The 23,482-nt window shown below is 67.2% G+C and carries 28 protein-coding genes, 1 pseudogene and 1 riboswitch; of the genes and pseudogenes, 11 read left to right on the forward strand and 18 right to left on the reverse strand.

Translation table 11 applies throughout. From position 1 onward, the window contains the following. Positions 1–71 precede the first annotated feature (71 nt). Positions 72–1,085, reverse strand: a complete 1,014-nt coding sequence (gene fgd / locus ACQPYY_RS32300) for a glucose-6-phosphate dehydrogenase (coenzyme-F420) (RefSeq protein WP_433592082.1) — start codon at positions 1,083–1,085, stop codon at positions 72–74. Positions 1,086–1,278: 193 nt separating this feature from the next. Here fgd and ACQPYY_RS32305 point away from each other — a divergent pair, with 193 nt between their 5' ends. After that, the gene (locus ACQPYY_RS32305) at positions 1,279–2,037 is read left to right on the forward strand and encodes an HAD-IIA family hydrolase (RefSeq protein WP_357094669.1); all 759 of its coding nucleotides are present in this window, start codon (positions 1,279–1,281) and stop codon (positions 2,035–2,037) included. Here the strand turns inward: ACQPYY_RS32305 and ACQPYY_RS32310 are convergent, their stop codons facing one another. Both ACQPYY_RS32310 and ACQPYY_RS32315 read right to left on the reverse strand, forming a co-directional pair. Then, the gene (locus tag ACQPYY_RS32310) at positions 2,038–2,499 is read right to left on the reverse strand and encodes a MarR family winged helix-turn-helix transcriptional regulator (protein ID WP_433592083.1); all 462 of its coding nucleotides are present in this window, start codon (positions 2,497–2,499) and stop codon (positions 2,038–2,040) included. Then, positions 2,496–3,134, reverse strand: coding sequence for a type 1 glutamine amidotransferase family protein (locus ACQPYY_RS32315; RefSeq protein ID WP_433592084.1), 639 nt, complete (start codon positions 3,132–3,134; stop codon positions 2,496–2,498). Before ACQPYY_RS32315 ends, ACQPYY_RS32310 begins: the two co-directional genes overlap by 4 nt. Positions 3,135–3,955: 821 nt before the next feature. Here ACQPYY_RS32315 and ACQPYY_RS32320 point away from each other — a divergent pair. Then, positions 3,956–4,714, forward strand: coding sequence for a class I SAM-dependent methyltransferase (locus ACQPYY_RS32320; RefSeq protein WP_433592085.1), 759 nt, complete (start codon positions 3,956–3,958; stop codon positions 4,712–4,714). Here ACQPYY_RS32320 and ACQPYY_RS32325 read toward each other — a convergent pair. The 6 genes from ACQPYY_RS32325 to ACQPYY_RS32350 form a co-directional block, all read right to left on the reverse strand. Beyond that, a complete protein-coding gene (locus ACQPYY_RS32325; protein WP_433592086.1) occupies positions 4,711–4,881 on the reverse strand; it encodes a hypothetical protein in 171 nt (56 codons plus the stop codon). The genes ACQPYY_RS32320 and ACQPYY_RS32325 overlap by 4 nt on opposite strands. A 26-nt stretch (positions 4,882–4,907) precedes the next feature. Then, entirely contained in the window at positions 4,908–5,876 is a 969-nt protein-coding gene (locus tag ACQPYY_RS32330) for an Ig-like domain-containing protein (RefSeq protein WP_433592087.1), read from the reverse strand. A 754-nt stretch (positions 5,877–6,630) separates the two neighbouring features. After that, positions 6,631–7,365, reverse strand: coding sequence for a PAS and ANTAR domain-containing protein (locus ACQPYY_RS32335; protein WP_433592088.1), 735 nt, complete (start codon positions 7,363–7,365; stop codon positions 6,631–6,633). Then, on the reverse strand, positions 7,362–7,997 hold the full coding sequence (locus tag ACQPYY_RS32340) for a cold-shock protein (RefSeq protein ID WP_433592089.1): 636 nt from the start codon (positions 7,995–7,997) through the stop codon (positions 7,362–7,364). The genes ACQPYY_RS32335 and ACQPYY_RS32340 overlap by 4 nt, the downstream gene beginning before the upstream one ends. Then, the gene (locus ACQPYY_RS32345) at positions 7,969–8,190 is read right to left on the reverse strand and encodes a hypothetical protein (RefSeq protein ID WP_433592090.1); all 222 of its coding nucleotides are present in this window, start codon (positions 8,188–8,190) and stop codon (positions 7,969–7,971) included. Before ACQPYY_RS32345 ends, ACQPYY_RS32340 begins: the two co-directional genes overlap by 29 nt. Positions 8,191–8,819: 629 nt before the next feature. Further along, a complete protein-coding gene (locus tag ACQPYY_RS32350; RefSeq protein ID WP_433592091.1) occupies positions 8,820–9,242 on the reverse strand; it encodes an Hsp20/alpha crystallin family protein in 423 nt (140 codons plus the stop codon). Between the two features lie 146 nt (positions 9,243–9,388). Here ACQPYY_RS32350 and ACQPYY_RS32355 point away from each other — a divergent pair, with 146 nt between their 5' ends. From ACQPYY_RS32355 to ACQPYY_RS32365, 3 genes are all read left to right on the forward strand, one after another. After that, positions 9,389–9,745, forward strand: a complete 357-nt coding sequence (locus tag ACQPYY_RS32355) for a MerR family transcriptional regulator (RefSeq protein WP_357281193.1) — start codon at positions 9,389–9,391, stop codon at positions 9,743–9,745. A 164-nt stretch (positions 9,746–9,909) separates the two neighbouring features. Continuing rightward, positions 9,910–10,350: an STAS domain-containing protein gene (locus ACQPYY_RS32360; protein ID WP_433594780.1), complete on the forward strand. Its 441-nt coding sequence runs from the start codon at positions 9,910–9,912 to the stop codon at positions 10,348–10,350. Between the two features lie 355 nt (positions 10,351–10,705). Next, the gene (locus tag ACQPYY_RS32365; RefSeq protein WP_433592092.1) at positions 10,706–11,287 is read left to right on the forward strand and encodes a hypothetical protein; all 582 of its coding nucleotides are present in this window, start codon (positions 10,706–10,708) and stop codon (positions 11,285–11,287) included. 408 nt (positions 11,288–11,695) lie between these two features. Here the strand turns inward: ACQPYY_RS32365 and ACQPYY_RS32370 are convergent, their stop codons facing one another. Together ACQPYY_RS32370 and ACQPYY_RS32375 are read right to left on the reverse strand one after the other, a co-directional pair. After that, on the reverse strand, positions 11,696–12,478 hold the full coding sequence (locus ACQPYY_RS32370) for an NAD(P)H-binding protein (protein ID WP_433592093.1): 783 nt from the start codon (positions 12,476–12,478) through the stop codon (positions 11,696–11,698). A gap of 51 nt (positions 12,479–12,529) precedes the next feature. After that, complete coding sequence (locus ACQPYY_RS32375; RefSeq protein WP_433592094.1) at positions 12,530–13,216, reverse strand: TetR/AcrR family transcriptional regulator C-terminal domain-containing protein; 687 nt, start codon at positions 13,214–13,216, stop codon at positions 12,530–12,532. Between the two features lie 139 nt (positions 13,217–13,355). On the opposite strand from ACQPYY_RS32375, the gene ACQPYY_RS32380 reads away from it, so the two are divergent. From ACQPYY_RS32380 to ACQPYY_RS32390, 3 genes are all read left to right on the forward strand, one after another. Beyond that, positions 13,356–13,874: a hypothetical protein gene (locus ACQPYY_RS32380; RefSeq protein WP_433592095.1), complete on the forward strand. Its 519-nt coding sequence runs from the start codon at positions 13,356–13,358 to the stop codon at positions 13,872–13,874. Positions 13,875–14,125: 251 nt separating this feature from the next. Beyond that, on the forward strand, positions 14,126–14,680 hold the full coding sequence (locus tag ACQPYY_RS32385) for a hypothetical protein (protein WP_433592096.1): 555 nt from the start codon (positions 14,126–14,128) through the stop codon (positions 14,678–14,680). A gap of 268 nt (positions 14,681–14,948) precedes the next feature. Then, complete coding sequence (locus ACQPYY_RS32390) at positions 14,949–15,614, forward strand: L-threonylcarbamoyladenylate synthase (RefSeq protein WP_433592097.1); 666 nt, start codon at positions 14,949–14,951, stop codon at positions 15,612–15,614. 6 nt (positions 15,615–15,620) lie between these two features. Here ACQPYY_RS32390 and ACQPYY_RS32395 read toward each other — a convergent pair whose 3' ends face one another. The 3 genes and pseudogenes from ACQPYY_RS32395 to ACQPYY_RS32405 all read right to left on the reverse strand — a co-directional run bounded on the left by ACQPYY_RS32395 (position 15,621) and on the right by ACQPYY_RS32405 (position 17,902). Next, entirely contained in the window at positions 15,621–16,244 is a 624-nt protein-coding gene (locus tag ACQPYY_RS32395) for a carbonic anhydrase (protein WP_433594781.1), read from the reverse strand. Positions 16,245–16,355: 111 nt separating this feature from the next. After that, a pseudogene (locus ACQPYY_RS32400) lies at positions 16,356–16,949 on the reverse strand (TetR/AcrR family transcriptional regulator); the annotation flags it as partial. A 272-nt stretch (positions 16,950–17,221) separates the two neighbouring features. After that, positions 17,222–17,902 (reverse strand): phosphatase PAP2 family protein, encoded by a 681-nt coding sequence (locus ACQPYY_RS32405; protein WP_433592098.1) that lies wholly within the window; start codon positions 17,900–17,902, stop codon positions 17,222–17,224. A gap of 229 nt (positions 17,903–18,131) precedes the next feature. Here ACQPYY_RS32405 and ACQPYY_RS32410 point away from each other — a divergent pair, with 229 nt between their 5' ends. Together ACQPYY_RS32410 and ACQPYY_RS32415 are read left to right on the forward strand one after the other, a co-directional pair. Then, on the forward strand, positions 18,132–18,545 hold the full coding sequence (locus ACQPYY_RS32410; protein WP_433592099.1) for a hypothetical protein: 414 nt from the start codon (positions 18,132–18,134) through the stop codon (positions 18,543–18,545). Positions 18,546–18,645: 100 nt separating this feature from the next. Then, on the forward strand, positions 18,646–18,954 hold the full coding sequence (locus tag ACQPYY_RS32415) for a hypothetical protein (RefSeq protein WP_433592100.1): 309 nt from the start codon (positions 18,646–18,648) through the stop codon (positions 18,952–18,954). On the opposite strand, the gene ACQPYY_RS32420 is transcribed toward ACQPYY_RS32415, so the two are convergent. From ACQPYY_RS32420 to ACQPYY_RS32435, 4 genes are all read right to left on the reverse strand, one after another. After that, positions 18,919–19,365 carry a hypothetical protein gene (locus tag ACQPYY_RS32420; protein ID WP_433592101.1) on the reverse strand — a complete coding sequence of 149 codons (447 nt, stop codon included), beginning with the start codon at positions 19,363–19,365 and terminating at the stop codon, positions 18,919–18,921. The genes ACQPYY_RS32415 and ACQPYY_RS32420 overlap by 36 nt on opposite strands. Before the next feature lie 151 nt (positions 19,366–19,516). Continuing rightward, positions 19,517–20,731: an O-succinylhomoserine sulfhydrylase gene (locus ACQPYY_RS32425; protein WP_433592102.1), complete on the reverse strand. Its 1,215-nt coding sequence runs from the start codon at positions 20,729–20,731 to the stop codon at positions 19,517–19,519. Further along, positions 20,728–21,150, reverse strand: coding sequence for a rhodanese-like domain-containing protein (locus ACQPYY_RS32430; protein ID WP_379102400.1), 423 nt, complete (start codon positions 21,148–21,150; stop codon positions 20,728–20,730). Before ACQPYY_RS32430 ends, ACQPYY_RS32425 begins: the two co-directional genes overlap by 4 nt. A 14-nt stretch (positions 21,151–21,164) precedes the next feature. Then, positions 21,165–21,280, reverse strand: a riboswitch (SAM riboswitch). Between the two features lie 63 nt (positions 21,281–21,343). Then, complete coding sequence (locus ACQPYY_RS32435) at positions 21,344–21,778, reverse strand: Rv0361 family membrane protein (RefSeq protein WP_379102402.1); 435 nt, start codon at positions 21,776–21,778, stop codon at positions 21,344–21,346. A gap of 222 nt (positions 21,779–22,000) precedes the next feature. Between ACQPYY_RS32435 and ACQPYY_RS32440 the strand changes: the two genes are divergently transcribed. Continuing rightward, the gene (locus tag ACQPYY_RS32440) at positions 22,001–23,392 is read left to right on the forward strand and encodes an FAD-dependent oxidoreductase (RefSeq protein ID WP_379102404.1); all 1,392 of its coding nucleotides are present in this window, start codon (positions 22,001–22,003) and stop codon (positions 23,390–23,392) included. Positions 23,393–23,482 lie beyond the last annotated feature (90 nt).

Below are 23,482 nucleotides of genomic sequence, written 5' to 3' on the forward strand. Positions count from 1 at the left end.
GACGGGGATCACTTCGGATGCCCGTCCCCGATGGAGACCGTCGTGATGCCCAGTGCGAAGCGGAGGGGCGATCAAACACCCAGAGCGCGGAGGCGCGGGGCCAGGTCGCGTTCGAAGAGGTCGAGGAAGCGGCGCTGGTCGTGGCCCGGGGCGTGGAAGACCAGGTGGTTCAGGCCGGCGTCGAGGTAGGGCTTGATCTGCTCGACGGCCTGGTCCGGGTCGCTGGCCACGATCCAGCGCTTGGCGATCTGCTCGATCGGCAGGGCGTCGGCGGCGGCCTCCATCTCCATCGGGTCGGTGATGGAGTGCTTCTGCTCCGCGGTCAGGGACAGCGGGGCCCAGAAGCGCGTGTTCTCCAGTGCCAGAGCGGGATCGGTGTCGTAGGAGATCTTGATCTCGATCATGCGGTCTATGTCGTCGGCCGCACGGCCCGCCTTGGCCGCGCCCTCCGCGACAGCGGGCATCAGCTTCTCGGTGTAGAGGTCCATGCCCTTGCCCGAGGTGCAGATGAAACCGTCGCCCGCGCGACCCGCGTACCGGGCCACCAGCGGGCCGCCCGCCGCGATGTACACCGGGATGCCACCCTTGGGCACGTCGTAGATGGAGGCGCCGACGGTCTTGTAGTACTCGCCGTCGAAGTCCACGCGGTCGCCGGTCCAGAGCGCGCGCATCAGCTCCACCGACTCGCGCAGACGGGCGAACCGCTCCTTGAACTCCGGCCACTCGCCCTGGAAACCGGTCGCGATCTCGTTGAGCGCCTCACCCGAGCCGACACCCAGCATGATGCGATCCGGGTACAGGCAGCCCAGGGTGGCGAACGCCTGCGCGATCACCGCCGGGTTGTAGCGGAAGGTCGGGGTCAGCACCGAGGTGCCGAGCTGAATCCGGTTGGTGCGCTCCCCCACCGCGGCCAGGAAGGCCAGCGAGAACGGGGCGTGCCCGCCATTGTGCCGCCACGGCTGGAAATGGTCGGAGACCGTCGCGCTGTCGAGGCCGTGCTCCTCCGCCGCCACCGCGAGCTCCACCAGCTCCCGCGGGCCGAACTGTTCGGCGGACGCCTTGTAACCGAGCTTGAGGTCCTTCACCTGGGCACTCCTGTCGCCATGCTGCGCTCGCACCGGTCGGCGCGAACGGCCTCCTTCGCACCCTAGTCAGCACCGGACGACGGTGCGGCAGCGGTCACACCGCAGGAATATATGAGCTTTCGATCCGCGGATAGCGGAGAATATGCGCGTGACCAACGCGAGCCAAGAACCGATCCTCTCTTACCTGACCGATATGGACGGCGTCCTGGTCCACGAGAACCACCTGGTGCCTGGAGCCGACGAGTTCCTCGCCGAACTGCGCGATAACCAGATCCCGTTCCTGGTGCTCACCAACAACAGCATCTACACCGCGCGCGACCTGCAGGCCCGGCTCCAGCACACCGGCCTCGACATCCCCGTCGAATCCATCTGGACCTCCGCCCTGGCCACCGCCACCTTCCTGAAGGACCAGCGGCCCGACGGCACCGCCTACGTGGTCGGCGAATCCGGGCTCACCACCGCGCTGCACGAAATCGGTTACGTCCTCACCGATTCCAACCCCGACTACGTGGTGCTCGGCGAAACCCGCACCTACTCGTTCGAGGCCATCACCACCGCCATCCGCCTGATCGCGGCGGGTGCGCGCTTCATCGCCACCAATCCCGACGCCACCGGGCCCTCGCGCGAGGGCATCCTCCCGGCCACCGGCTCGGTCGCGGCCCTGATCACCCAGGCCACCGGCAAGAAGCCGTACTACGTGGGCAAACCCAACCCGCTGATGATGCGCTCGGCGCTGCGCCGGCTGGGCGCGCACTCGCAGTCCACCGTCATGATCGGCGACCGCATGGACACCGACGTCATCTCCGGCCTGGAGGCGGGCATGCGGACCATCCTGGTCACCACCGGCATCTCCACGCCCGCCCTGGTCGAGCAGTTCCCGTACCGCCCGACCGCCATCCTGCCGTCGGTCGCCTCGCTGGTCGGCAAGACCAAGGACCCGTTCGCGCTGTAGTCAGGCGGCGCCCGTCGCGTCGTCCTCGAGCGCGTCGAGGGCGGCCGACAGGGTCGTCAGCGCGTCCACCACCCGCTCCAGCTCGGCCTTGCCCAGGTGCGCGACAAGGCGTTTCGCCATCGCCGCGTGCTGGGGGTCGATCGCGCGGACCGCGTCGTGACCGGACTCGGTGATGGCCACCAGCTTGGCGCGCCGATGCGCCGGATTCGGCTTGTACTCGACGAATCCCTTGCCCTCCAGCACATCCGCGATGCGCTGCACGCTCTGCCGGGTGATGCCCATCTCCCGGGCGATGCCCGCCACCGGCAGCGGCCGGCGCAGGATCGCGCCGAGCACCTGCCACCACGCCACCGTGATCCCGGACGGCCGCGCCAATTCCTCGGCGATACCGAGGAATTGGCCGTTCAGCTTGAACGACGTGACCGCCGCCGTCGCGAACAGTTCCTGCCCGGTACGCGTCACCGCGCCGCCGCCTGCTGCTGCTCGTACTCGTAGAGCGTGTAGAAGCCCGCGGGATCGTTGTTTCCGTACAGCTTGTACCAGGCCTCCAGGACGTGCGGCTCGAAAATGTCGAGGCGAGCGAGGATCTCACGCGCGAACTCGACCGGGCTGGTGCCGGACGCGGTGATCACATCGCCCCCGGTGACGGCCGGCGCCTGGACGAAGTGCTCGCCGCCCGCATAGCCGGAGTAGGCGAGGTATTCGGCGGCATTGCTGGTGTGCGGCCGGTCATCGAGCAACCCCTCCTGCGCCAGCGCGAAGGTTCCGCCGCAGATCGCCGCCACCGGCACCCCGGCCGTCACGAACTCGCGGGCCTTGCGCGCGAAAGCGGCGGGCGTCTCGGGATCCAGCTCGGTCTCCAGACCCGGCAGGATCAGCATCGCGCTGTCGCCCGGCTTCAGATCCTCGAGGACCAGGTCGGGCAGGATGCGCATGCCGCCCATGGAAGTGATCGGTTCGGCACCGATGGCGACGGTCTTGACCTGCCATGTTCCCGGGTCACGGTGCCAGAGCGCCCGGTTGATGTGTGCGGTCGCGTGGCCGACCTCCCAGTCCGAGAAGGTGTCGTAGACGGCCATGTGAACTGTTTTCATCATGACAGCATGCTGTCATGTTTGACAGCATGCTGTCAATGACCGCGAGAATCGACATCATGAAGCGGCGCCGAAGCACGGCCAGGCCCCCGAGGACGCTGGGCCGAGCCGGCAGGCTTCCTGACGATCAGCGGGTCGCCGTCGCACATGCAAGCCGTCGCGGGCGAGCTGGGCGGGGCTATCAAGATCGTGTACCGCAGTGACCCCCGGACCTCACGAGAAGGCGGCAACAGGATTTGGTGGACACCAATACTTTTCGACACGCTTTGTCGACACGTGCCCGGGTCGGGTGGTCTGGGGCGTAGCGACCACATCACGGCGGGGGACCCCCGTGTTGTAAATCGACCGATTCACAACACCCGCGTCCTGATCCCTTCAGAGACATCCGCTCGTTCGTCCGGCACGCTCCGGTGGCACTTGACCCGAGCGACCGCCTGGTTGGAATTGGGGTAGGCCAGCATCTCGTCCAGTTTCGGACTGCCACCGGCACAGCTTGGGGTTCAGGTAGTAATGGCGCAGAAACCAACGAAGTTCGGGTAACCGCAGGTCAGTTCACCGGCGGCGATCGGCGCACAGCCGGGCCGTGATCGGCGACTTCGGCTCGATCCGGAAGTTCCGCCAAAAGCCAAATACGTCAAAAGATTTCATTTCGTCAGATCAGCACGTTCGGCACCCGAGCGGAACGAACAACAGCACCGAGCAAGCCTTGGTGGTCCACCAAATAAACTGAGCATCCGAGAACTTATCCGCCACCATCGGAACCATTGGTCTCATCGCCAGCACGACCCTTCAGGTGTTGCCCGTCCGCAATAGAAGGAGGAGTCATGAGCAGGGAACCGAACCACGACGATCAGCCGGACTTCGAAGCGCTGTACCGGGACGCGTCATCGGAACCGGGTGCTCCCGCGTTGATCCCCTGGGACATCGGCGGCCCACAACCGGTCGTGCAGCAGTTGGTGGCCTACGGCGCCGTGCGGGGCGAGGTGCTCGACCCCGGAACCGGCCCGGGACATCACGCGATCTACTACGCATCCAAGGGCTACTCGACCACCGGTATCGATGCGTCGCCGTCGGCGATCGAGCGGGCCAAGCACAACGCCGAGCGCGCCGGGGTGACGGTGGACTTCGAGGTGGCCGACGCCACCAAACTCGAGGGCTTGGAGGACCGGTTCGACACCGTCGTCGACAGCGCGTTCTACCACGTGTTCCTCGACGACGAAGAAATCCAGACCCGGTACCTGCAGGCCCTGCACCGGGCCACCAGGCCGGGGGCGCGACTGTTCATGTTCGAATTCGGCCGCCACAACGTCAACGGCTTGCAGCTCGAAGGTTTGCCGGCCGAGAATTTCGACCGCGTGCTTCCCGCGGCCGGGTGGCGCCTCGACCACCTGGGAACCACCACCTACCAGGGCAACTTCAGCCCGGAGACGTTCACCTATATGACCAAGGAGATGAGCGAGGACTCCGGATGGGCCGATCGGATGAAGCCGATGCTCGAACAACTCCAGGTCATTGGGCCGTTGCTGAAAAACAATCGGGTGCACCTGCCCGTGTGGGCCGTGACCGCCACGCGCCTGGACTAGCGCTGGCCCGGCTGTCCTACGACCAGGCCCGTGACCTGCTCGACGCCGCGACCGCCGTCGACGGGCCGGGGACCGGGTGGGATCTGCACGAGCTCCGGCATTCCGTGCTCACCCATCTCGGCGAGGCTGGCGCGAGCCTGCTGGAGCTGATGGCCAAGTCCCGGCACCGCAAAGCCGAGAACCTACGCCGTTACTACAAGCCGTCGCCGCAGGCGATGTCAACGCGCATCGCGTCGGCGGCAGGCTGCGTGGGCGTGGTGGTGCCGTTGGCGACGGTGATCTGCTGGGTGGTGGTGGGTCCGGCGACGTCGTCGTCGAGGCCGGTGAAGCTGACCTTGATGGTCGCCTTGCCTGCGGTCTCGGGGGTCCACTCCGCGGTGGCGGTGCCGTCGGCGCTGACCGATACGGCTGAGACGAACGGTTCGAACTTGCCGCCGTTGACAGATTCCTCGAAGGTGAGGTCGCCCCTTGCTGCGGGGTTGACCTTCGCGGTGAGGATCGTGAGCTTGCCGACGGTGGCGCCGGTGATGGGGTTGAGGGTGATGGTGCTCTGTCCGGCCGGCGTGGTCGGTTTCGTGGTGGTCGGCGGTGTCGTGGTCGGCGGTTCGGCCGAGCCGAGGGCCGGCCCCAGCACCGTGCGCACGAACTGCAGGAAGTCGGGCAGCTGCAGACTCGAACCGTCGGCGACATCCCGGACGTTCAACGCGACGTCGTTGCGGACCGGATCGATCGCCGCACCGCCCACGCGGCCCGACAACGCCGCGGGCAGATTCTGGATCCAACCGGTCAACTGACCGAGTTGATCGAGCAACGTGCGCTCGCTACGCGGCTGGTCCTGCACCCGGTACCCGGCGACCTCGACCGCCGTACGCGCGGTGGCCTGATCCGGCCCCGCCGCCACACCGATCATCGGCACACCCGACTGATCGAGCCACGCACCAGCGAAGGACTCGGGGAACTTCGCGCGCATCGAATCGGCGAACGCCGCCAACTGCTGACCGGCCTCCGCACGATCGAGGTACTGGGCCGGAGTGAGCCCGAGATCACGCTGGATCGCGGCCACCAACGCGGCGGGCAGCGCGGGCGATGCCGGTGCGTCGGGCTCCGCGTGAACAAGGGACACGGCGGGCACGCCCACCAGCAACGCTGCGGCGCCGATCACCGCGGCACGGCGAGCATGAAAACTACGCAGGAGGGTCTTTCGGATTGCGTGTGGATAAGCATGATCGGAGCGTCGGGACTCGCGACGCGAGATGGGGAGCTATTCCCCTAGCGCTATTCGGAACCGCAGCCGACCGCGAATCCTGGCGCTTGCTTCGAGAAATTCCTTAACCTCATGAAGCGCAAGAGCGTTCAGCCGCTACTCAAAATGGAGGTCTCGCGGTTGCCGCGACCAAAATTTCTGCGGCTCATCGGACGGTGCCCGGCTCGAGGCAGGGTTGAGCCGGGCACCCCCGACGGCCGTGGTCAGCTTGTCTTGTGGGTGCCGGACGAGCCGGTACTCAGCAGTTTCTTCAGCTCCGCGACAATGGCATCCAGCCCAAAATTGCCCAGGGAACCCATGCTCATCTCCATCGGGTCAGGTGTTGATCGCGAGCGAATCGAACTCGCTCCGAAGACATTAGCCAGGACCGGATTCGGAGAGAAGTTATATTTTCGAATCCACCCACAACCATCAATTGTTGTTCTTGGCAGTCGCATTCGGCCGATCAACGCTCCGAAACCCGTGCGTTGATCGATCGTTTTCCGAACACCGATGAGGTAGGCGCGCCGAGCCATATAGCCCAGGTCGTGAGGCGCGCCTGGTGTGCGGTCTATCTGCCCATGCGCACAGCGTGGTCGGATGTGCGCTACACGGCCAGGAAGGGTGGGGTCAGCGTTTGCCGACGGCTCACCAACTCCGGAGCCTTGCGTAATCAGCGCTGTTCAGTCCCTGTGTGAGTTTTCGAGGTGTGAGGCCCTTGGTCGACCTGCGTAGGAGGGGCGTGCTGGTGCAGGGTTAGCAGCAGGTGATCGAATTGCGAGCGTGTCGCCGGTGTGATCTGGATGGCGGCGATTTCGGTGATCAGCCGGGCCGCGAGATCTCGCAGGCGGATGTTGGTTTCCTGTGAGCGCCACACCAGTACTCGGAATGCTTGCTCGGCGCTGATGCCGTAGACGAGCATCAGCGCTCCTTTGGCCTGCTCGATCACTACCCGATGTTGGAGTATCTGCGGTAGCAGGTCGTCGAGGATTGCGTGGGTCTGTGCGGGGTCGCGGTCGGTCAGGTCGATGTAGTAGCCCTCGGTGCCGACCACGGTGCCGGCGTCGTCGGTGACCGAGTCCGACACCACCACGACATGGTGCTCGATGCCGTGGGTGTCGATGATGCGGTGGCGGCTGGAGAAGGGCGCGTGGTCGTGCACCGAGGAGACCAAGGCTGCTTCCACCCTGTCGCGGTCATCGGGGTGTTTGTGCGACAGCAACAGCTCGGTGGTCGGGGTCACTTCGCCGGGCGTGTAGCCGTGCATGTGGGCCACCTCGTCGGACCACTCCCAGCGTTGGTCGGCGAAGTGGAACCGGAACCAGCCCGCTTGCAGTGCGTTACCGGCGGCGACCACCTTCTCCACCGAGGCCACCACCTCAGCGGTGCCGCGGTCGTCCTCGGTCATGGCCTCAGTGTCGCACCCGGCGGCTGGGCGGGAGCCATGATGGCGTTCCACCAGGATCGCAGGGGGCTGGGTTCGGGCCAGTGCACCACCGGTACGTCACCGGAATCGGTTGCGGCGGTGGTGGGCGTGTGGCCGATGTCGCGGCGATGGTCGGTGCGGGTATGCGGATGCGATCGGGAGGTCATGATGATTCCTCGTGCTGGCGTGCCGGTCGTGTCCGGACGGGGTTGTGGGCTGGGGACCGTGTCATGACATGTGGTGTCGGCAGCGCGATCGGCGTTGTCGTGCCTGGTGGGGGCGGTGCGACGGGGTGGGTGTGCGGTGGTATGGGTGCGGGTGTAGGACACGACGCGGGTGGCTTCGGGCCCGCGGGGGGTGTCGGCGGCGGTGAACACCACCGGCTGCCCGGCGTGCAAGGTTTTGAAGCCGGGGGGGACGTCGATCGCCTGGTAGTCGACGAACACCGCGGGACCGGTATCGGGAGTCAGGAACCCGAGGCCCTTTGCGGTGTTGAACCAGGCGACCTGGCCGTGCCGCCAGCACCGCGATCCCTTCCCGCCGCTGGTGTGTGGGTCGCAGCGGGTGGTGTCGGTGGGGGTGGTGTCAGTCGCGGGCGTAGTCATAGTCGTCATCGAGATCCAGTGGGGTGATCCAGGCTTGGTCGAATCGGTCGGCGAGCGTGGCGGCGTCGATGGCGGCGCGCACCCGTTCGTGCGGCGGCTGCAGCGCGGCGGTGTCCAGGCCGGCGCCGCGGTCGCTGTCGTCGATGTGCTGGGCGCGGTCGAAGTCGCTGCCTGCCGGGGCGAAGGTCGCGGTGCTGGTCATGGCGGTCTCCTCCTCGGGTGTGGGAGTCGATTCGGTGAAAGGGCCGGGTGAGCCCGGAAGCTCGAGCTGACCGGGCTCACCCGTGGGTGGAAGGAACCTGACGTCGTGTTGTGAAGGGCCGTGTGGGGGCGGGAGCGCCGCGCCGTGCCTGCGATGCCGCTTCGAGTGGCTGTGCACACCCGGTCGGGTCAGGGATCGGTGCCGGGTGCAGGCTCCGGGTCGCCGCGTCCCGCCTCCCACACGGATCGATTGAGCTGTCGGGCGATAGGCATCACCTCCTGCAACGTTCACGATGTCGAATTCGGGCCGCCACGCCGCCCCGGACTCGGAGGACCGCGCGGAACCGGTGGAACCGGGCCCGGATTGTGGCGCGGGGGCACGGGCGGGCGTACTGTCCGATGCGCTCCCGCCCGGACCGGCGCGACCACGTCGCCGGCACCGGGTTCGGACCCGGCCGCGGGGCGCGGGGCGCGGCACCGCGCAGGATGTCGTCGACCTCGGCGAACAGTTCCTCGATGTCGGGATCGAGCGCGAGCAGCCGTGCATCGAGCCACAGGGGTTGCGTGGCACTGGTACCAGTCGGTGCGGTCATCACCTGACCCCGTCGTCGCCATGAGACAGACCCGGGATCAGGCGTCGATGGCCTGACGGTCGGGCTCGGCCCGGGTGATCTCGATCTTGCGGGGTTTGGCCTTCTCCGCGACCGGGATCGACAGGCGCAGTACCCCGTCGCGGTAGTCGGCGCGGATGGCGTCGGTGTCGAGATTCTCACCCAGGAACAGCTGGCGGGAGAACACCCCGCGGGTGCGTTCCGCGGCGATCATCGACCGGCCCGGATCCAGGTCCGGGCGCGAGGCCTTCACCGTCACCACATTGCGTTCGACATCCAGGTCCAGAGAGTCCGGGTCGATGCCCGGCAGGTCGAATTCGGCGAAGAACTCGTCGCCTTCGCGCCAGGCGTCCATCGGCATCACCGCCGGCCGGGCCGGGGTGCCGAACACCGCCTGCGTGAGGCGATCCAGGTCACGGAAGGGATCGGTACGCATCAGCATGGTCGCCACCTCCCATTCACTCCATTCTCGATCGAAGGGAACTCAGATAACTTGTGTCATCTGGCTTAGATTTGTTTTAGCACTCTGATGAGAAGAGTGCAAGCATCGTGGTGAGGTAATCTGGAGTCTGCGAGAGAGGAGTCCGGATGCTGCCGGATCGACACGACCATCACCCGCCCGGCCGCCGGCCCGGCCCGGGGCAGGCGGTGTACGGGATCTCGGTGGCCGCCGAGCTGGCCGGAATGGGAGCGCATTCGCTGCGCCTCTACGAGCAACACGGGCTGGTGACCCCGGCCCGCAGCTCGGGGGGCACCCGCCGCTACAGCGACGACGACCTGGCGCGGCTCGCGCGGATCGCCGCCCTGAGCGTGCAGGGAATCAACCTGGTCGCGATCGCGCGGATCCTCGACCTCGAGGACGCCAACACCGCGCTGCGCGACACCAACGCCGCGCTCACCGCCGAACGCGACCAGCTCCGTAGCGACCACCGCGGCTGCTCGTGACCACCACCGACTCCGCCGCCGATCTGTTCCGAGCATCCCGCGGTCCGGAATACACTGACCTCGGTTGAAACAAACAGCCCAGCCTGCGCCTTTATGGCAATGGCGATTCGTTTGCGGTCGCTCTCGGGGGCGTCACCCGCAGTCGGACAAGGGATTTGATCCTGATGCCGGATTCATTCATCACCTCGCCAGGATCGGCTGGAGTCACGCCGAACCGGACGCGCACCCTGATGCACATCACCCACAGTCGACCCTCGCCGTCGATCACGATCGTGACCATTACCGGAGAGATCGACTGCACCACCGTCGGCGAACTGCGCCAACACCTGCGAGAATCGCTCGCCACCACCGGCAGACTGGTCGTGGTGGACCTGTCGCGGCTGGCCTTTCTCGGTCTCCCGGGCTTACAGGCCCTCCTCGACGCCGACACCCACGCCCGTGAGCACTACCGCGCGCTGTGCGTCGTCACCGGACCGCGGTGCGTGAACCGCCTACTCGAAGTCTGCGGCCCCCTGGACCTGATCACCGTCGACTCCGTCGCTGAGGCCTGCGGGCCGAACCCCTGGATCACGACCAGCTACAGGCGCCTGCACACCTCATCCTGAGCTCAGCCCCTCGTGTCGCGCCGCGGCACGGTTGAGTCCAACATCCAACCCGCCAAGTCCTAGACCAGTTGAGCCCCATGGAATTCGGGGGCGCTTCGAGTGGTCGGCCTGCGGAAACGGATCCGGAGCCGGCGAGGTGTTCGCAATCGGCAGACGATCGTTTTCCGAACACTCCCGCATCGTCTCGGACTCGGCACCTGACCCGCCCCGCCACACGCGTTGCGGCTCTTGCCGGTTGTATCGTCCGTGGTGAGGACATTTCGGTCGTAGGTTCGGTGCTTCGTGTCAGCCGCTCGTGCGCGCTCTGCGCGCGAGGAGCAGCAATGTCGGTGCGGTCTACGGATAGGAGTGTGCGATGGGGTCAGCCTTACCGACCAAGGCCGAGTCGCTCGGCGACAAGGTGAAGGTCAGTGGAATCGTCCGGAACAGAGAATCCACCACGGTGACCGTGGAGCTCTACGTCGCCGACGGCGACGGGGGCGGTACCGGCAGAGCCGAGCTCAAGGGGCTGAAGGTCGGCGACACCAGCAGCAACTGGTCATTGGTCGTGCCGTCCAACATCAGTCCCGGCCCCTTCCGCGAGGGCGGCGTGGTGCTCGTGGAGACCACCATGCGCAACGCGGCTGGCGCAACCATGTACAACGAGATCGCTGAGTTCGAAATGGACGGGCCTCAGGCCCAGGCCGAGCGCGATGCTGTGGCCGTATTTAAGGCCCGCCTCGACGCCAGGCTTGCTAAGTGGGACGAATGGCGGCGCGCCGTCAGTGCGGAGTATGAGAAGCAGGCAGGCAAGGGCTTGACGACCGCCGACTTCAGCAAGTGGGACGATTCTGCACGCGACTGGACCTTCGACTGCTACATGGAGTCCGGCCGGTTCCCCGATCCCGCGTGGGTGGCGAAGACCTATCTCTCCACCGGTCAGTGGCCAGCAGGCTGACGATCCGATCGACGTGACCGGCTCGGTCACGTCGATCGGTGACCGGCCAGTGGCACCGTCGGCCCACGCACGCTGCGGGTCACCGAGTTCCCAGCCCGTGAGCGGTAACCGCCGCGCGGGCAACCATTTCGGTCAGGGGCGGCAGCGCGTCCCCGGCCGAATCAAACCTGTGGCCTAACTCGCGAGGTCGCCGAACAGCGGAAGCCCACGAAAGAGGACCCCGCCAACTCGTATCCGGCCGGGGTCCTCTTTCGTCACTGCCGATGCGCTATCCGCGAGCGGGTGCCTTGTCGCGGATGTACTCGGCCAGTTCGCGGGCTCATCCCGAGCTGGTTGTGACTCGCGCCGGCACCACCGTGGTGGCGGTGTTCGGGAGACGGCCGTTTTCCGAACCGCTCGACCACCCCCTCACCGGAAGGCGTCGACGTTCTCCTCAGCCCATTGCGTGAACGTCCTGGCCGCTGATCCGGTCACCCGCGAGACGGTGTCGCGTACGTGCAGCAGAGCGTCGTTGACGTCGCCGCCTGTCACGTCCAAGACGGCGTCGGCGGCGTCTTCGCCGAAGACCGCGGCCATGCTCGGACGGGCCTGCTCCCGGGTGATCTCGGTGAACTCGAGGTCCCGGTTCAGCAGCCCGGCAATGGTTGCGACCTGCTGACGCGCACTGATCGGCGCCGGGCCGGTCAGTGCATACCGTTGTCGCCGGTGACCGGGCTCCGTCAGCGCCACCCGGACCACCGATGCGATGTCGGTGGGGTGAATTGCGAGGAGACCGGTGTCGGCATAGGGCGTCCGAACAGGTTGACCCGCTTGGATGGTCAATGCCCACATCAGGGCATTGGAGGCGAACTGCGTCGGCCGCAGGATTGTCCAGTCCATGCCACTGGCCTCGAGCAGCTTCTCGACCGCTGCGTTGTCGGCGGCAGGGCCGAGGTGAGGATGGGTCTCCACAGTGATCGACGACACCAGCACCACATGTTCGACCCCAGCCCGGCGAGCACGGTCGATGATCTCGGCATCGGGTCCGAGCCGCGGCACCAGGAACATCGACCGCACTCCGTCCAGAGCGGCCGTCAGCGACGAGGTGTCAGCCAGATCGCCTTTGGCTGCCTCTACCCCGGCCGGGATGAAGGCTCCAGCGGTGTCACGGGTGAGTGCCCTGATCGGCCCGGCGCCGAACGCGCAGCTCATTCAGCAACGAGCGTCCGATGTTGCCGGTGGCTCCCGTTCGAGCGGACCGCCTCAGCCGAGAGGGTCGGTGAGCCGATCGCGCAGACCGTCCAGTAGCGCGGTGAGGCCGAAGGTGAAGCTGGCCTCGGGGGCGGCGTTGTAATCGTTCGCGATGGTGGGGTTCTCGAGGCGGCGGCGCAGTCGCGGGTACCGGCCGGCGATCTCGGTGGCCTCGGACATGGCCTGTGCCAGTTGGGCTTCGGCGTCCTCGCCCTTGCGTGCGAGGCGCCTGTTCAGGGACACGTCGGCGGCGTGCCCGACGGCATTGCCGAGGACGAACATGAACAGGGTGGCCGCGGCCCGGTCGGCCCCGGCATCGTCGAAACCGGCCTTCTCGAAGGCGGCCAGAATGTGGTCGTCGTAGCGGGACTTGTTGGGGCCGTAGTGCAGATAGCCGGCCTGGGCCTGCACGATCCAGGGATGCCGGGTGATCATCGCGTACATCCCGTCCGCGAGCGTTTCGGCGGCGACGCGCCAGCCCGGGGCCTCGAGGTCGGGTAGTGCGATCTCACCCCAGATCTCGTCGGTGGCCAGCCGGACCAGGTTGTCCTTGTTCTTGACGTGCCAGTACATGGCCGTGGCGGCGGAGTCGAGGCGTTTGCCGAGGCTGCGCATGTTCAGTCCGTCCAGTCCCTCCTCGTCGAGGAGTTCGATGGCGGTGCGGACGATCAGTTCCCCGGTGAGCGTATCGCGCGGCATGCCGTCACTCTAGGCGCTCACCTGGGACTTTTACAAAGTTCAAGAAAACTCTTGCACTTAGTTCAAGTGCAGCGCTATCTTCCTCTTGTACTTAGTTCAAGTGGCCGCCTGGGCGTGGCCCACCGCGAGGGGAATCACCGTGAACACCGTCATCGCCGCCATCGAACTGACCGCCGCCACCGCGTTCGTGAGCATGCCGATCGTGCGCAACCGCTACGGCACGGCCGCCATGGCCGGCGCCGAGGCCGAACTGGCTCGGCAGGGTGTGCGCACCACCGCGCTGCGGGAGAACGGTATGCGTTTCGACGCCAGCGGCCACGAGTGGTGGGCGCCGGGCGGCATAGCCACCCTGCTGGTCGTCATGGCGGGGCTCAATCTGGCCGGATTCGATTGGCTGCGCCCGGTGAACTGGGCGGTCATGGCACTGCTGTTGCTCGGCAATGCGGTGATCGTCTACAGCAATCTGACCGCCGTGCAATCGGTCCGGGCCGCCTTCGCCCGCAAGGATGATCCGGAATTGGCCCGCATCGACGTCCCGGTCCTCCTCGCGGTAGCCGAGTCCGGCTTTCCGGCGTGGACCTGGACACTGCAAAAGGTGCGTAATACCGTCGTTTTCGCCGGTGCGCTGATCGGGCTCGCCGTCTTGGCTCTCGCGTGAATCGGCGGTGCTCCGGGAACGGTTCGGCGCTAGTGTTCTCCACGCCACCCTGGCGGGTCCTACCAGGACGTATCGCGAACTCCGTCGGATTTCGGTGCTTACTACCTGGGCGGTTATGGGCCACCTTATCGCTGATATATCGCTAGATTTCCGATCTTGCAACCGTTCGATGTCAGGCGCGTCGGTTCAAGCGCATCGTCTTCTACGGTGTCATTCCTGGTGGGAGCCGTTCTCGAAGCGAGGTGATCGGGATGGTTGCACGGAAGTCTGAAGTCTTTCCCGAGCGCGACAACACCGTCGCCCACGACTGCGACAACCCTGGTTATCGGGCATGGTGCGCCGGCCACGCCGCCGCGCTCGATGAGTTCCTCACCATGGACGCCGCCGCCGTGGGCGCCCTCGCCGATCCCTGGACCCTGACCGGGCTGCAGGCCGCGATAGCGATGGCGCGCACCAGATTTCCCGACCGCGCTGCTGTGCTCGCCGAAGAGAACCGCATGTCGATCGACAGATTGGGGCGCTTCGTCGGTGAGGTATTCGTCCGCCGATTCGACGGCTGCTGGTGCAACGTGCTCGACACCGCACCCGCCGAGACCGAGGTCTGGCCGATGATCCGCTGCCGCAGCTACCTCACCGTCATCAGCCCGCGCTGCGAGGTGGAGCTGGCCATCGTGGAAGGCCGCTCCGGCGGCCCGGCCGCCACCCGGCGCGGCATCGTGGCCGAACTGTTCGTCAGCGTGGCGGCCAAACATCTGGCGTGGACTACCGTCGATCGATTCTCGAACCCGACAACAGCGTGCCAGTGAGTACGTGGGCGTACTGGTACCTGATGTCCGCGGCGTGTGGCGATGTCCCGTGCACGGAGACATCGACCACGAGACGTTCGTGAAGGTGCTGAGGTCCTACACCGCAGAGCCCTGGACGAGCTGCTCGACTGCGAGATGCCGCCCCGGCCATGACCGCACCAGCGCCATAGCCACGAGTCCGCTCGATCCTTCGTCGGGGCCTGTTCCGGGAAAGGGCCGCCGGATATAGGTTCGGGGCCGGTGTGACACTGCTGAATGGAGGGCTTGAATGCTTCGGTGGTACGACTGCCGGACATCCGAACGTGCGGCGGGGCTGGCTGCGGCCGGGGCGGCGGTGCGCCGTGGTGAGCTGGTGGTATTGCCGACCGACACCGTGTACGGGCTCGGTGCCGACGCCTCCCATCCCGCGGCGGTGGGCCGTCTGCTGCGGGCCAAAGGACGGGGCCGCACCATGCCCTCACCGGTGCTGATCGGTTCCCCGGACGCTCTGGACGGTGTGACGGCCGAGCTTCCGCGACTGGCGTGGGATCTGGTGGACGCGTTCTGGCCGGGTGGTCTGACCTTGGTGGCCCGGCAGGAGCCGTCGCTGCGGTGGGATCTGGGCGACACCAGTGGGACAGTGGCGGTGCGGATGCCGGCGCACCCGGTCGCCCTCGAGCTGCTCGCCGAGACCGGGCCGTTGGCGGTGTCGAGCGCCAACCTCACCGGCGCACCCTCACCGCAGACCTGCGAGGCCGCCGAGCAGATGCTCGGCGGCAAGGTCGCGGTCTATCTGGACGCAGGACCGACCCCGGCCGCGGTGGCGTCCTCGATCGTGGATGTGACAAGGGCGGTGCCCGTTCTGGTGCGGGCGGGCGCGATCAGCGCCGACCGCCTGCGCACCGTGATCCCGAACCTGCACGACACGACCAGCGCGGACGCGACCGGCCGGTAGCGACGCCTATTCCAGTTCGCCGATGTTGCCGATGACCCGGTTGAGCTTGGCCTTGCCGTCGGCGAGGGTGTAAGTGACACAGGCGATGGCGCATTCGCCGGCGGCGATCCGGTCGGCGATGATCTGCGAGCGCTGCCGCAACAACTCCGCGGTCTCGGCGACGTGGCGGGCTTCGAGGTCGTCGACCGAGCCCAGGCCCTCACGGCGGCCGAGCAGGATCGACGGGGTCACCCGCTCGACCACGCTGCGGATGAACCCGCCGGGCACCGCACCGGTGTCGAGGGCGTCGATCGTGGCGCGTACCGCGCCGCAACTGTCGTGGCCGAGCACCACGATCAGCGGGGTGTTCAGAACCTCGACCCCGTATTCGATCGACCCCAGCACGCTGGCGTCGATGACGTGGCCGGCGGTGCGGACGACGAACATGTCACCCAGGCCCTGGTCGAAGATGATCTCCGCGGCGACCCGGGAATCCCCGCACCCGAACAGGATCGCCGACGGTGCCTGACCCGCGGCGAGCTTCGCCCGGTCCGCCGCCCCCTGGTTGGGGTGCCGCAACCGGCCCTCGACGAAACGGTCGTTGCCCTCACGCAAGGCCTTCCACGCGGTAATCGGATTCAATTCACTCACGCGCCTCATTCTGCACAACTCGTCCGCGGCCGCCGGATCGGCGAGACCGGATCCCGCCGTCACGGGCGCGGCCGGGTGTTCGAGCCGCACACCGGACAGGCCCCGCCAGCACAACCGCGTCGCCGACGCCACCGCCTCGGCTTTCGGTATCGGCCGACCCGCCGCGGCCCACTGCTGCGCGCACGACTGCGCCGCCCCCACCAAGGCGACCGCCAGCAGCCGCGACCTTTGCGGCTCCCACGCCGCCCGCGGGGCGATCGCGGCGAACACTGCCTCGACACACCGCGCCCTGCCGCGCCGCGCCGTCCACTGCACCGACGGCTCCTCGACCACCTGTGCACCGAACAACACCGTCGAGCATTGGGTGTGGGCGTCGACGAAATCGAAGTAGGCATCGACGGTCGCCGAGGCCGTCGACGCCATCCCGCTAGCCCAGCACAGCGCCTCGCTCAGCCCGCGCACCAGCCGGTCCGCCGCGGTCTGCAAGACCGCAAGATACAACTCGAGCTTGCTCGAAAACGACTTGTACAGGATCGGTTTGCTGATCCCGACCCGCCCGGCGATCTCCTCCATGTTCGCGTCGTGATACCCGCGCTCCGCGAACACCGCCGCCGCGGCGTCTACGATCTCCCGGCGCCGAGCCGCGCGCCGCTCGAAGAAAACCCCGTCCACCGGCCCCTTCACCCTCTCGGCACTGTCCTGCATGTTGGTGAGGATTCATGCTGCCACCAGTGCGCTGACGGCCGAGAAGCGACACAGCGTTTCCCGCAAGGAACCATAACGGCCGCTCTCACTTGCTCGGAGGTACATCATGGTCCGCTGGCCCGGACGCCGACTCCCACCGATGCTGCTGTGCGCCTTACTGTTCACCGCGTTCGACTCCCCAACGCTTCCGCGGCGCCTGCACACCTCATCCTGAGCTCGCCCCGCGCACGCTGACCTACCTGCAACGCCGCGGACCCCTCGAACGGCTGGCGCTACCGCACGGCCCGATCCTGCTCTCGCCGTCGGATCCGGTGCGCTGTCATCAGGCAGGCGGTGAGCCAGAGGCCGCCGACGAGCCAGCCCGCGAGGATGTCGGTGGGCCAGTGCACGCCCAGGTACAGCCGCGACCATCCGATCGCGGCGATCAAGCCTGCCGTGAGGGCGACCAGGACCATTCGCAGCGCCCGGACCCGCAGATGGGTGACCGCGATGGCGACGACCGCGCCGAGCACGACGAGCGAGCTCAGGCTGTGGCCCGACGGGAAGGACTGGTTGGTCTCGGTGACCAGGTGATCGACCACCGGTGGACGCGATCGGCCCACCACATGCTTGCCGATGAGGACCAGTGCGCCGGCGCCCGCTGTCGCGACGATCACCGTGGCGACTTCGTTCCACCGCCGCCGCCACGCCAGCACCGCACTGGCGGTGAGCGCGACCGCGAGCATGGACATCGTGTCGCCGGCGTCGCTGAGCAGCCGCGCGATCGCGGTGAGGTCCGGTGCCCGGTGGGCAATAACCCAGCCCAGCCAGCCCGGGTCGATACGGGTCAACCCGTCGCGATCGACGACATTGTCGGTCAGCTCCCCGATCGCGGCGACCCACGCCGCCAGCACGATCATCACAGTGATCGATACCAATCCCGGTCGTGGCCACCAACCCGCACGCGTCGTCATGGTCGTGACCATGCCACATGACCATCCGACCAACCCTGAGAGTTCGCCGGACGGTGTGCGGACTGCTGACCGTCGTTTTCCGAACAGCTGTCGGACGGTGCTGGCTGGCGCTCGGCGCATGGCGCGGGCTCGAATCGCGGCTCGTTCAGCATCCCGGATCGACTGCTGCTCTTAGGCTGTCGGGGGCAGGTATCTCGTTCAGGACCACTGGACTGGGAGGCATCGAACCATGCAGCACCTGAGACAGTCGGTGCGGACTTTCCTCGACGGCAGCGCATGGCCCGAGGGCGTCGACGACGCGAGTCGCCGTGAACAAGCCAAACTCATGTACGACTACATCAAGTTCCATATAGGCCTGTACCTCGCCACGCCCGCCGCGATCGGGCTTCTCGGCAGCACGTTCGCTGTCGCCGACAAGCCCGCGTTCCAGGCCGGCCTTGCAGCGATGATGGTCATCTACCTCGGCGCAGGACTGCACGCGTCGCGATTCATGGGCCGGTTCATCAACGTCGCCTGGGACCAGAACGTGATGGCGACCTTCGCTGATAAGGCTTTCACTTTTCAACGGCGAGTCATGCACCATTGGACCTACTGGCTGGGACTGATCATCGGACTGGCGGGGTTGCTGATCGCGAAGCTCTGACGCGCGCCGGACCGGTGGACGGATCCGCTCATCACGTCTTCCGGACATCTCGCACCGATCAGGCCCGATCGTGTCGGGCACCCGAGTCATACTGCCGCTCATGGGGTATGGAGCGGCACGGCATTCTCCGCGGCGAATAACAGGCAGGGGCTACCGTCGCCGCCCGACCAGGCCGGGGCGCTACACGTCGCTGTACGTCCACGGCTACCGCAGTGCCTCACCCATCCCGATGCTGTGGGCCTTCGCGGTGATCGCCGGCGGTGTGGTCCTGCTCCTGGTCGTGCTGACCCTCACCCACATGGGAACCACCCCCACTCCGACGGATACGACCGTGGTCCCCTCGACCGTCGTACCCGCGCCGCCGACCGTCACGTCACCGCCGTGCTTCCCGTTCCAGATGACCTGCTGAGGCGTGCAGAGGTCGCCGCTGGCGGCCATGCCCTGCTGGTATATCACCGAGCGCGTGGGTTCCGAGGCCGCCGGGATGGGTTCGCGCGCCCGATCCGCCGCGCAGTGGCTGCCTTCTACCAGCAGATACGGCGAGATCCGTAGTCAGCTGGCCGACAACGTGACCGTTGACCGTCAGATCACCGGTCACCACGATCAACGCGACATCGCTGTCGCCGTCGGCGTCCACACCGCGCAGCTCGGCGACGGCGGACAGGAAATCCCCGTCGAGGGTGAGGTCACCGTCGAAGAACAGCACCGTGGGATCGTCGGGCTCGTCTCCCGCTCCCTCGAACTCGGCGGACAGCACGCCGCCCAGGCGGGCGTCCACGTCGGCGTAGGACAAGAGGTCGGGCATGGAAAAGGTCGACATGCGGGAGAGCATATGTTCGTAGCTCGCTCGACGAGCCGCCGTCACGGGGGCGTTTGAGCCGGGCCCGCGCGGCAGCGGCGACGCCCCCGGAGTGGTCATCGAAAAAGGCCGGAACCCAGCGGGTTCCGGCCCTTGTCGGAGAGTCTTCGGATCAGCTCAGTGCGTGATCCAGATCGTTGAGGAGATCCTCCGCGTCCTCCAGGCCGATGGAGATGCGCAGCACGCCATCGGTAATGCCCACGGCCGCACGGCCTTCCGGCCCCATCGCGCGGTGGGTGGTGGTGGCCGGGTGGGTGATCAGCGTCTTCGCGTCACCGAGGTTGTTGGAGATGTCGATGATCCGGAGCCGGTTCAGCACCTCGAACGCGCGCTTCTTGGCCTCGTTGTCGCCGGCCTTCAGCTCGAAGGTGATCACCGTGCCGCCGCCCGACATCTGGCGCTTGGCCAGCTCGTACTGCGGATGCGAGGACAGGAACGGGTACTTCACCCACGCCACCGCCGGATGCGATTCCAGGAACCGGGCGATCTTCAACGCCGAGTCCACCGACTGGCGCAGGCGCAGCGGCATCGTCTCCAGGCCCTTGAGCAGGGTCCAGGCATTGAAGGGGCTCAGCGCCGGACCGGTGTGGCGCATCAGGTTCTTCACCGGGCCGTCGATGTAGTCCTGCGGTCCCAGGATCGCGCCGCCGAGCACCCGGCCCTGGCCGTCGATGTGCTTGGTGCCCGAGTAGACGGTGATATCCGCGCCCAGATCGAAGCCGCGCTGCAGCAGCGGGGTGGCGAAGACGTTGTCCAGCACCACCTTCGCGCCCGCCGCGTGCGCCAGATCCGAGACCGCGCGCACATCGGTGAGGGTCTGCATCGGGTTCGAGGGCGTCTCGAAGAAGACGGCCTGGGTGGGAATGGACAGCGCCTGCTCCCACTGGTTCAGGTCCTCGCCGTCGACGAACACCGTCTCCACGCCCCAGCGCGGCAGGATCTCGTTGGCCACCACGAAGCAGGAACCGAACAGGCTGCGCGCCGCGACCAGCCGGTCACCGGCCGACAGCAGCGCGCCCAGCGCGGTGAACACCGCCGACATGCCCGACGCGGTCGCGAAACAGGCCTCCGCGCCGTCGATCAGGCGCAGCCGCTCCTCGAACATGGCGACCGTCGGGTTGCCGTAGCGCGAGTACACGAAGTGCTCGATATCGCCGGTGAAGGAGGCCTCGGCCGCCTCGGCGCTCTCGTAGACGAAACCCGAATTGAGGAACAGCGCCTCGGAGGTCTCGTCGAAGCCGGAACGCCGGGTGCCGCCGCGCACCGCCTGGGTGGCGGGGCCGACGCCCTCGGGGAGCGGTTTCTCGAAGGAGCCGCCGGTGATCATGACTGCCTCCACGGAAGTCCGTCGGCGCGCCAGCCGGTGCTGCCGCGGTGGCCCTGGCCGTCGAGCGCACCCTCGAAGCCGTCGACCACATTGAACGAGGGGGTGATGCCGAGCGTGGTGGCGGCGGTCGCCGCGCCGATCGAACGCTGGCCGGAGCGGCAGATGAAGATGACAGGCGCGTCCGAGTCCGAGGTCCGGTCGGCCAGCGACTGCTTCAGCAGGTCGGCGAACCGGGCATTGGGGGTACCGGTGACGTCGACCCACTCGATCAGCGCGGTCGGACGGCCGATGCCGCTGGTGTCGGGCACGCCGACGAACCGCCACTCGGCCTCGGTGCGCACGTCCACCAGGACCGCATCGGGGTTGTCGCGCAACAACTCCCACGCCTGCTTCGGCGTGATGTCACCTGCGTAGCTCACTTGTACCTCCTGAGAATCCGCACTTGCCGCACCGCTGTCCGATGCGAGGCCAGGTCGTCACCCGGAGCACCCCACCGCGGAGGAGGGTTGCCGACCAGCCAGCCGGGGCTTGGCGCTGGTACTCATGACCTGGGATTGAGATTGCCGAAGAACCGTCCCCACTGTCAAACCCCGGCGGAGCATTCGGCCGTTGTCACGAATTACAGACCAACCAGCGGGAATTCTCTTTGGCGAAGTGCCACGTCGACGTCGACGGCGCCCCGGCGACGGTGAACGTGACCTGCGCGGTGGCCTGGTCGCCCGTGACGGACGCGTCGGTCAGCTTGTCGAAGGCGATCGAGCCGCCGGTCGCGGTGGCCGCCTTCAGCGGCGAGGCGTTCTCGTCGAATCCCTTGCAGGACAGCACCGGGTCGTACTTCCCGGTGTCGTTGCGGGCCATCACGAACTTGGTCGCCGCCAGCGAGAGCCGATCGGAATCTGTGACATTCTTCTCAACCGGCGACACGACCGACGCGACCACGATTCCCAGGATCACCGCCGCGATGATTCCCGCCGCCACCAGGAACGGCCACATGCTGCGGGTCTCGTTCTGGTCGATCCGGATCGGGGTCTCCTCGGCGTCGCTCATGGGTAGATCATGCCTGGTCCCCTTGTGCGGGCCGCCGCGTGCCATCGATAGAATCAGCAGAATTTCCCGCCCCAGCGCGGGAATAGCAAGACTACGCAGCAACGCTGCAGCGTCGGGGGCCAACGGAGGCCGCCGAGGTCAGAGCGTCAACTTAGCCTAAGCTAAGAACGACGGCTGAGTTTTGACGGCAAGTTAGTTTCGACCCAAAGGGTGCGCGGAAGAATGACCGAACAGAGTGCAGGGACCCGCCCGCTACGCATTGCGATCGTGGGCGCCGGACCGGCCGGCATCTACGCCGCCGACGCGTTGATGAAGTCCGACGCGGACGTGAGCATCGATCTCTACGAGCGCATGCCCGCGCCCTTCGGCCTGATCCGCTACGGCGTCGCGCCGGACCACCCGCGCATCAAGGGCATCATCACCGCGCTGCACAAGGTGCTCGACAAGCCGCAGGTCCGCCTGCTCGGCAATATCGACTACGGCGTCGACATCACCCTCGAGGACCTGCAGCAGTTCTACGACGCGGTCATCTTCTCCACCGGCGCCAACGCCGACCGCGCGCTGGGCGTGCCGGGCATCGACCTGGACGGCTCCTACGGCGCCGCGGACTTCGTGTCCTGGTACGACGGCCACCCCGACGTCGCCCGCACCTGGCCGCTGGAGGCGGAGAAGGTCGCCGTCCTCGGCGTCGGCAACGTCGCCCTCGACGTGGCGCGCGTGCTCGCCAAGACCGGCGACGAGCTGCTGCCGACCGAGATCCCGCCGAACGTCTACGAGGGCCTCAAGGCCAACAAGGCGCTCGAGGTGCACGTGTTCGGCCGCCGCGGTCCCGCGCAGGCCAAGTTCACCCCGCTCGAGCTGCGCGAGCTCGACCACTCGCCGACCATCGAGGTCATCGTCGACCCCGAGGACATCGACTACGACGAGGGCTCCGAGGCCGCGCGCCGCCACTCCAAGCAGGTCGACATGATCTGCAACACCCTCGAGCAGTGGGCCATCCGCGACGTCGGCAACCGCCCGCACAAGCTGTTCCTGCACTTCTTCGAGAACCCCTCGGAGATCCTGGGCGAGGACGGCAAGGTCGTGGGCCTGCGCACCGAGCGCACCCAGCTCGACGGCACCGGAAACTGCAAGGGCACCGGCGAATTCAAGGACTGGGACATCCAGGCCGTGTACCGCGCGGTGGGCTACCTGTCGCAGAACATCCCGGCCCTGCCCTTCGACGACCAGGCCGGCACCGTGCCCAACGAGGCCGGTCGCGTGATCATCGACGAGGACGCCGACGGCGCGGCTCGCTACATGCCCGCTACCTACGTCACCGGCTGGATCAAGCGCGGCCCGGTCGGCCTCATCGGCCACACCAAGGGCGACGCCAACGAGACCATCGCCTGCCTGCTCGACGACGCCGCCAACTTCGCCCCGGCCGCCAAGCCGGAGCTCGAGGCCGTCACCGAGTTCCTCGAGGGCAAGGGCATCCCGTTCACCACCTGGGCCGGCTGGTACCGCCTGGACGCGCACGAGCGCGCCCTCGGCGAGCCGCAGGGCCGCGAGCGGGTCAAGGTCGTCGAGCGCGACGAGATGCTGGCCGCCTCCGAGCCCGACAAGGCCTCCTGAGCGGTACTCGACCCGACGTCCTGACCAGCGTGAATCCGCCTGCCGGACAAGGTTGTCCACACTTGTCACCGTTCTGAGGCATGCTGATCA

The sequence above is a fragment of the Nocardia sp. CA-145437 genome, assembly GCF_050956485.1.
Lineage (GTDB): Bacteria > Actinomycetota > Actinomycetes > Mycobacteriales > Mycobacteriaceae > Nocardia.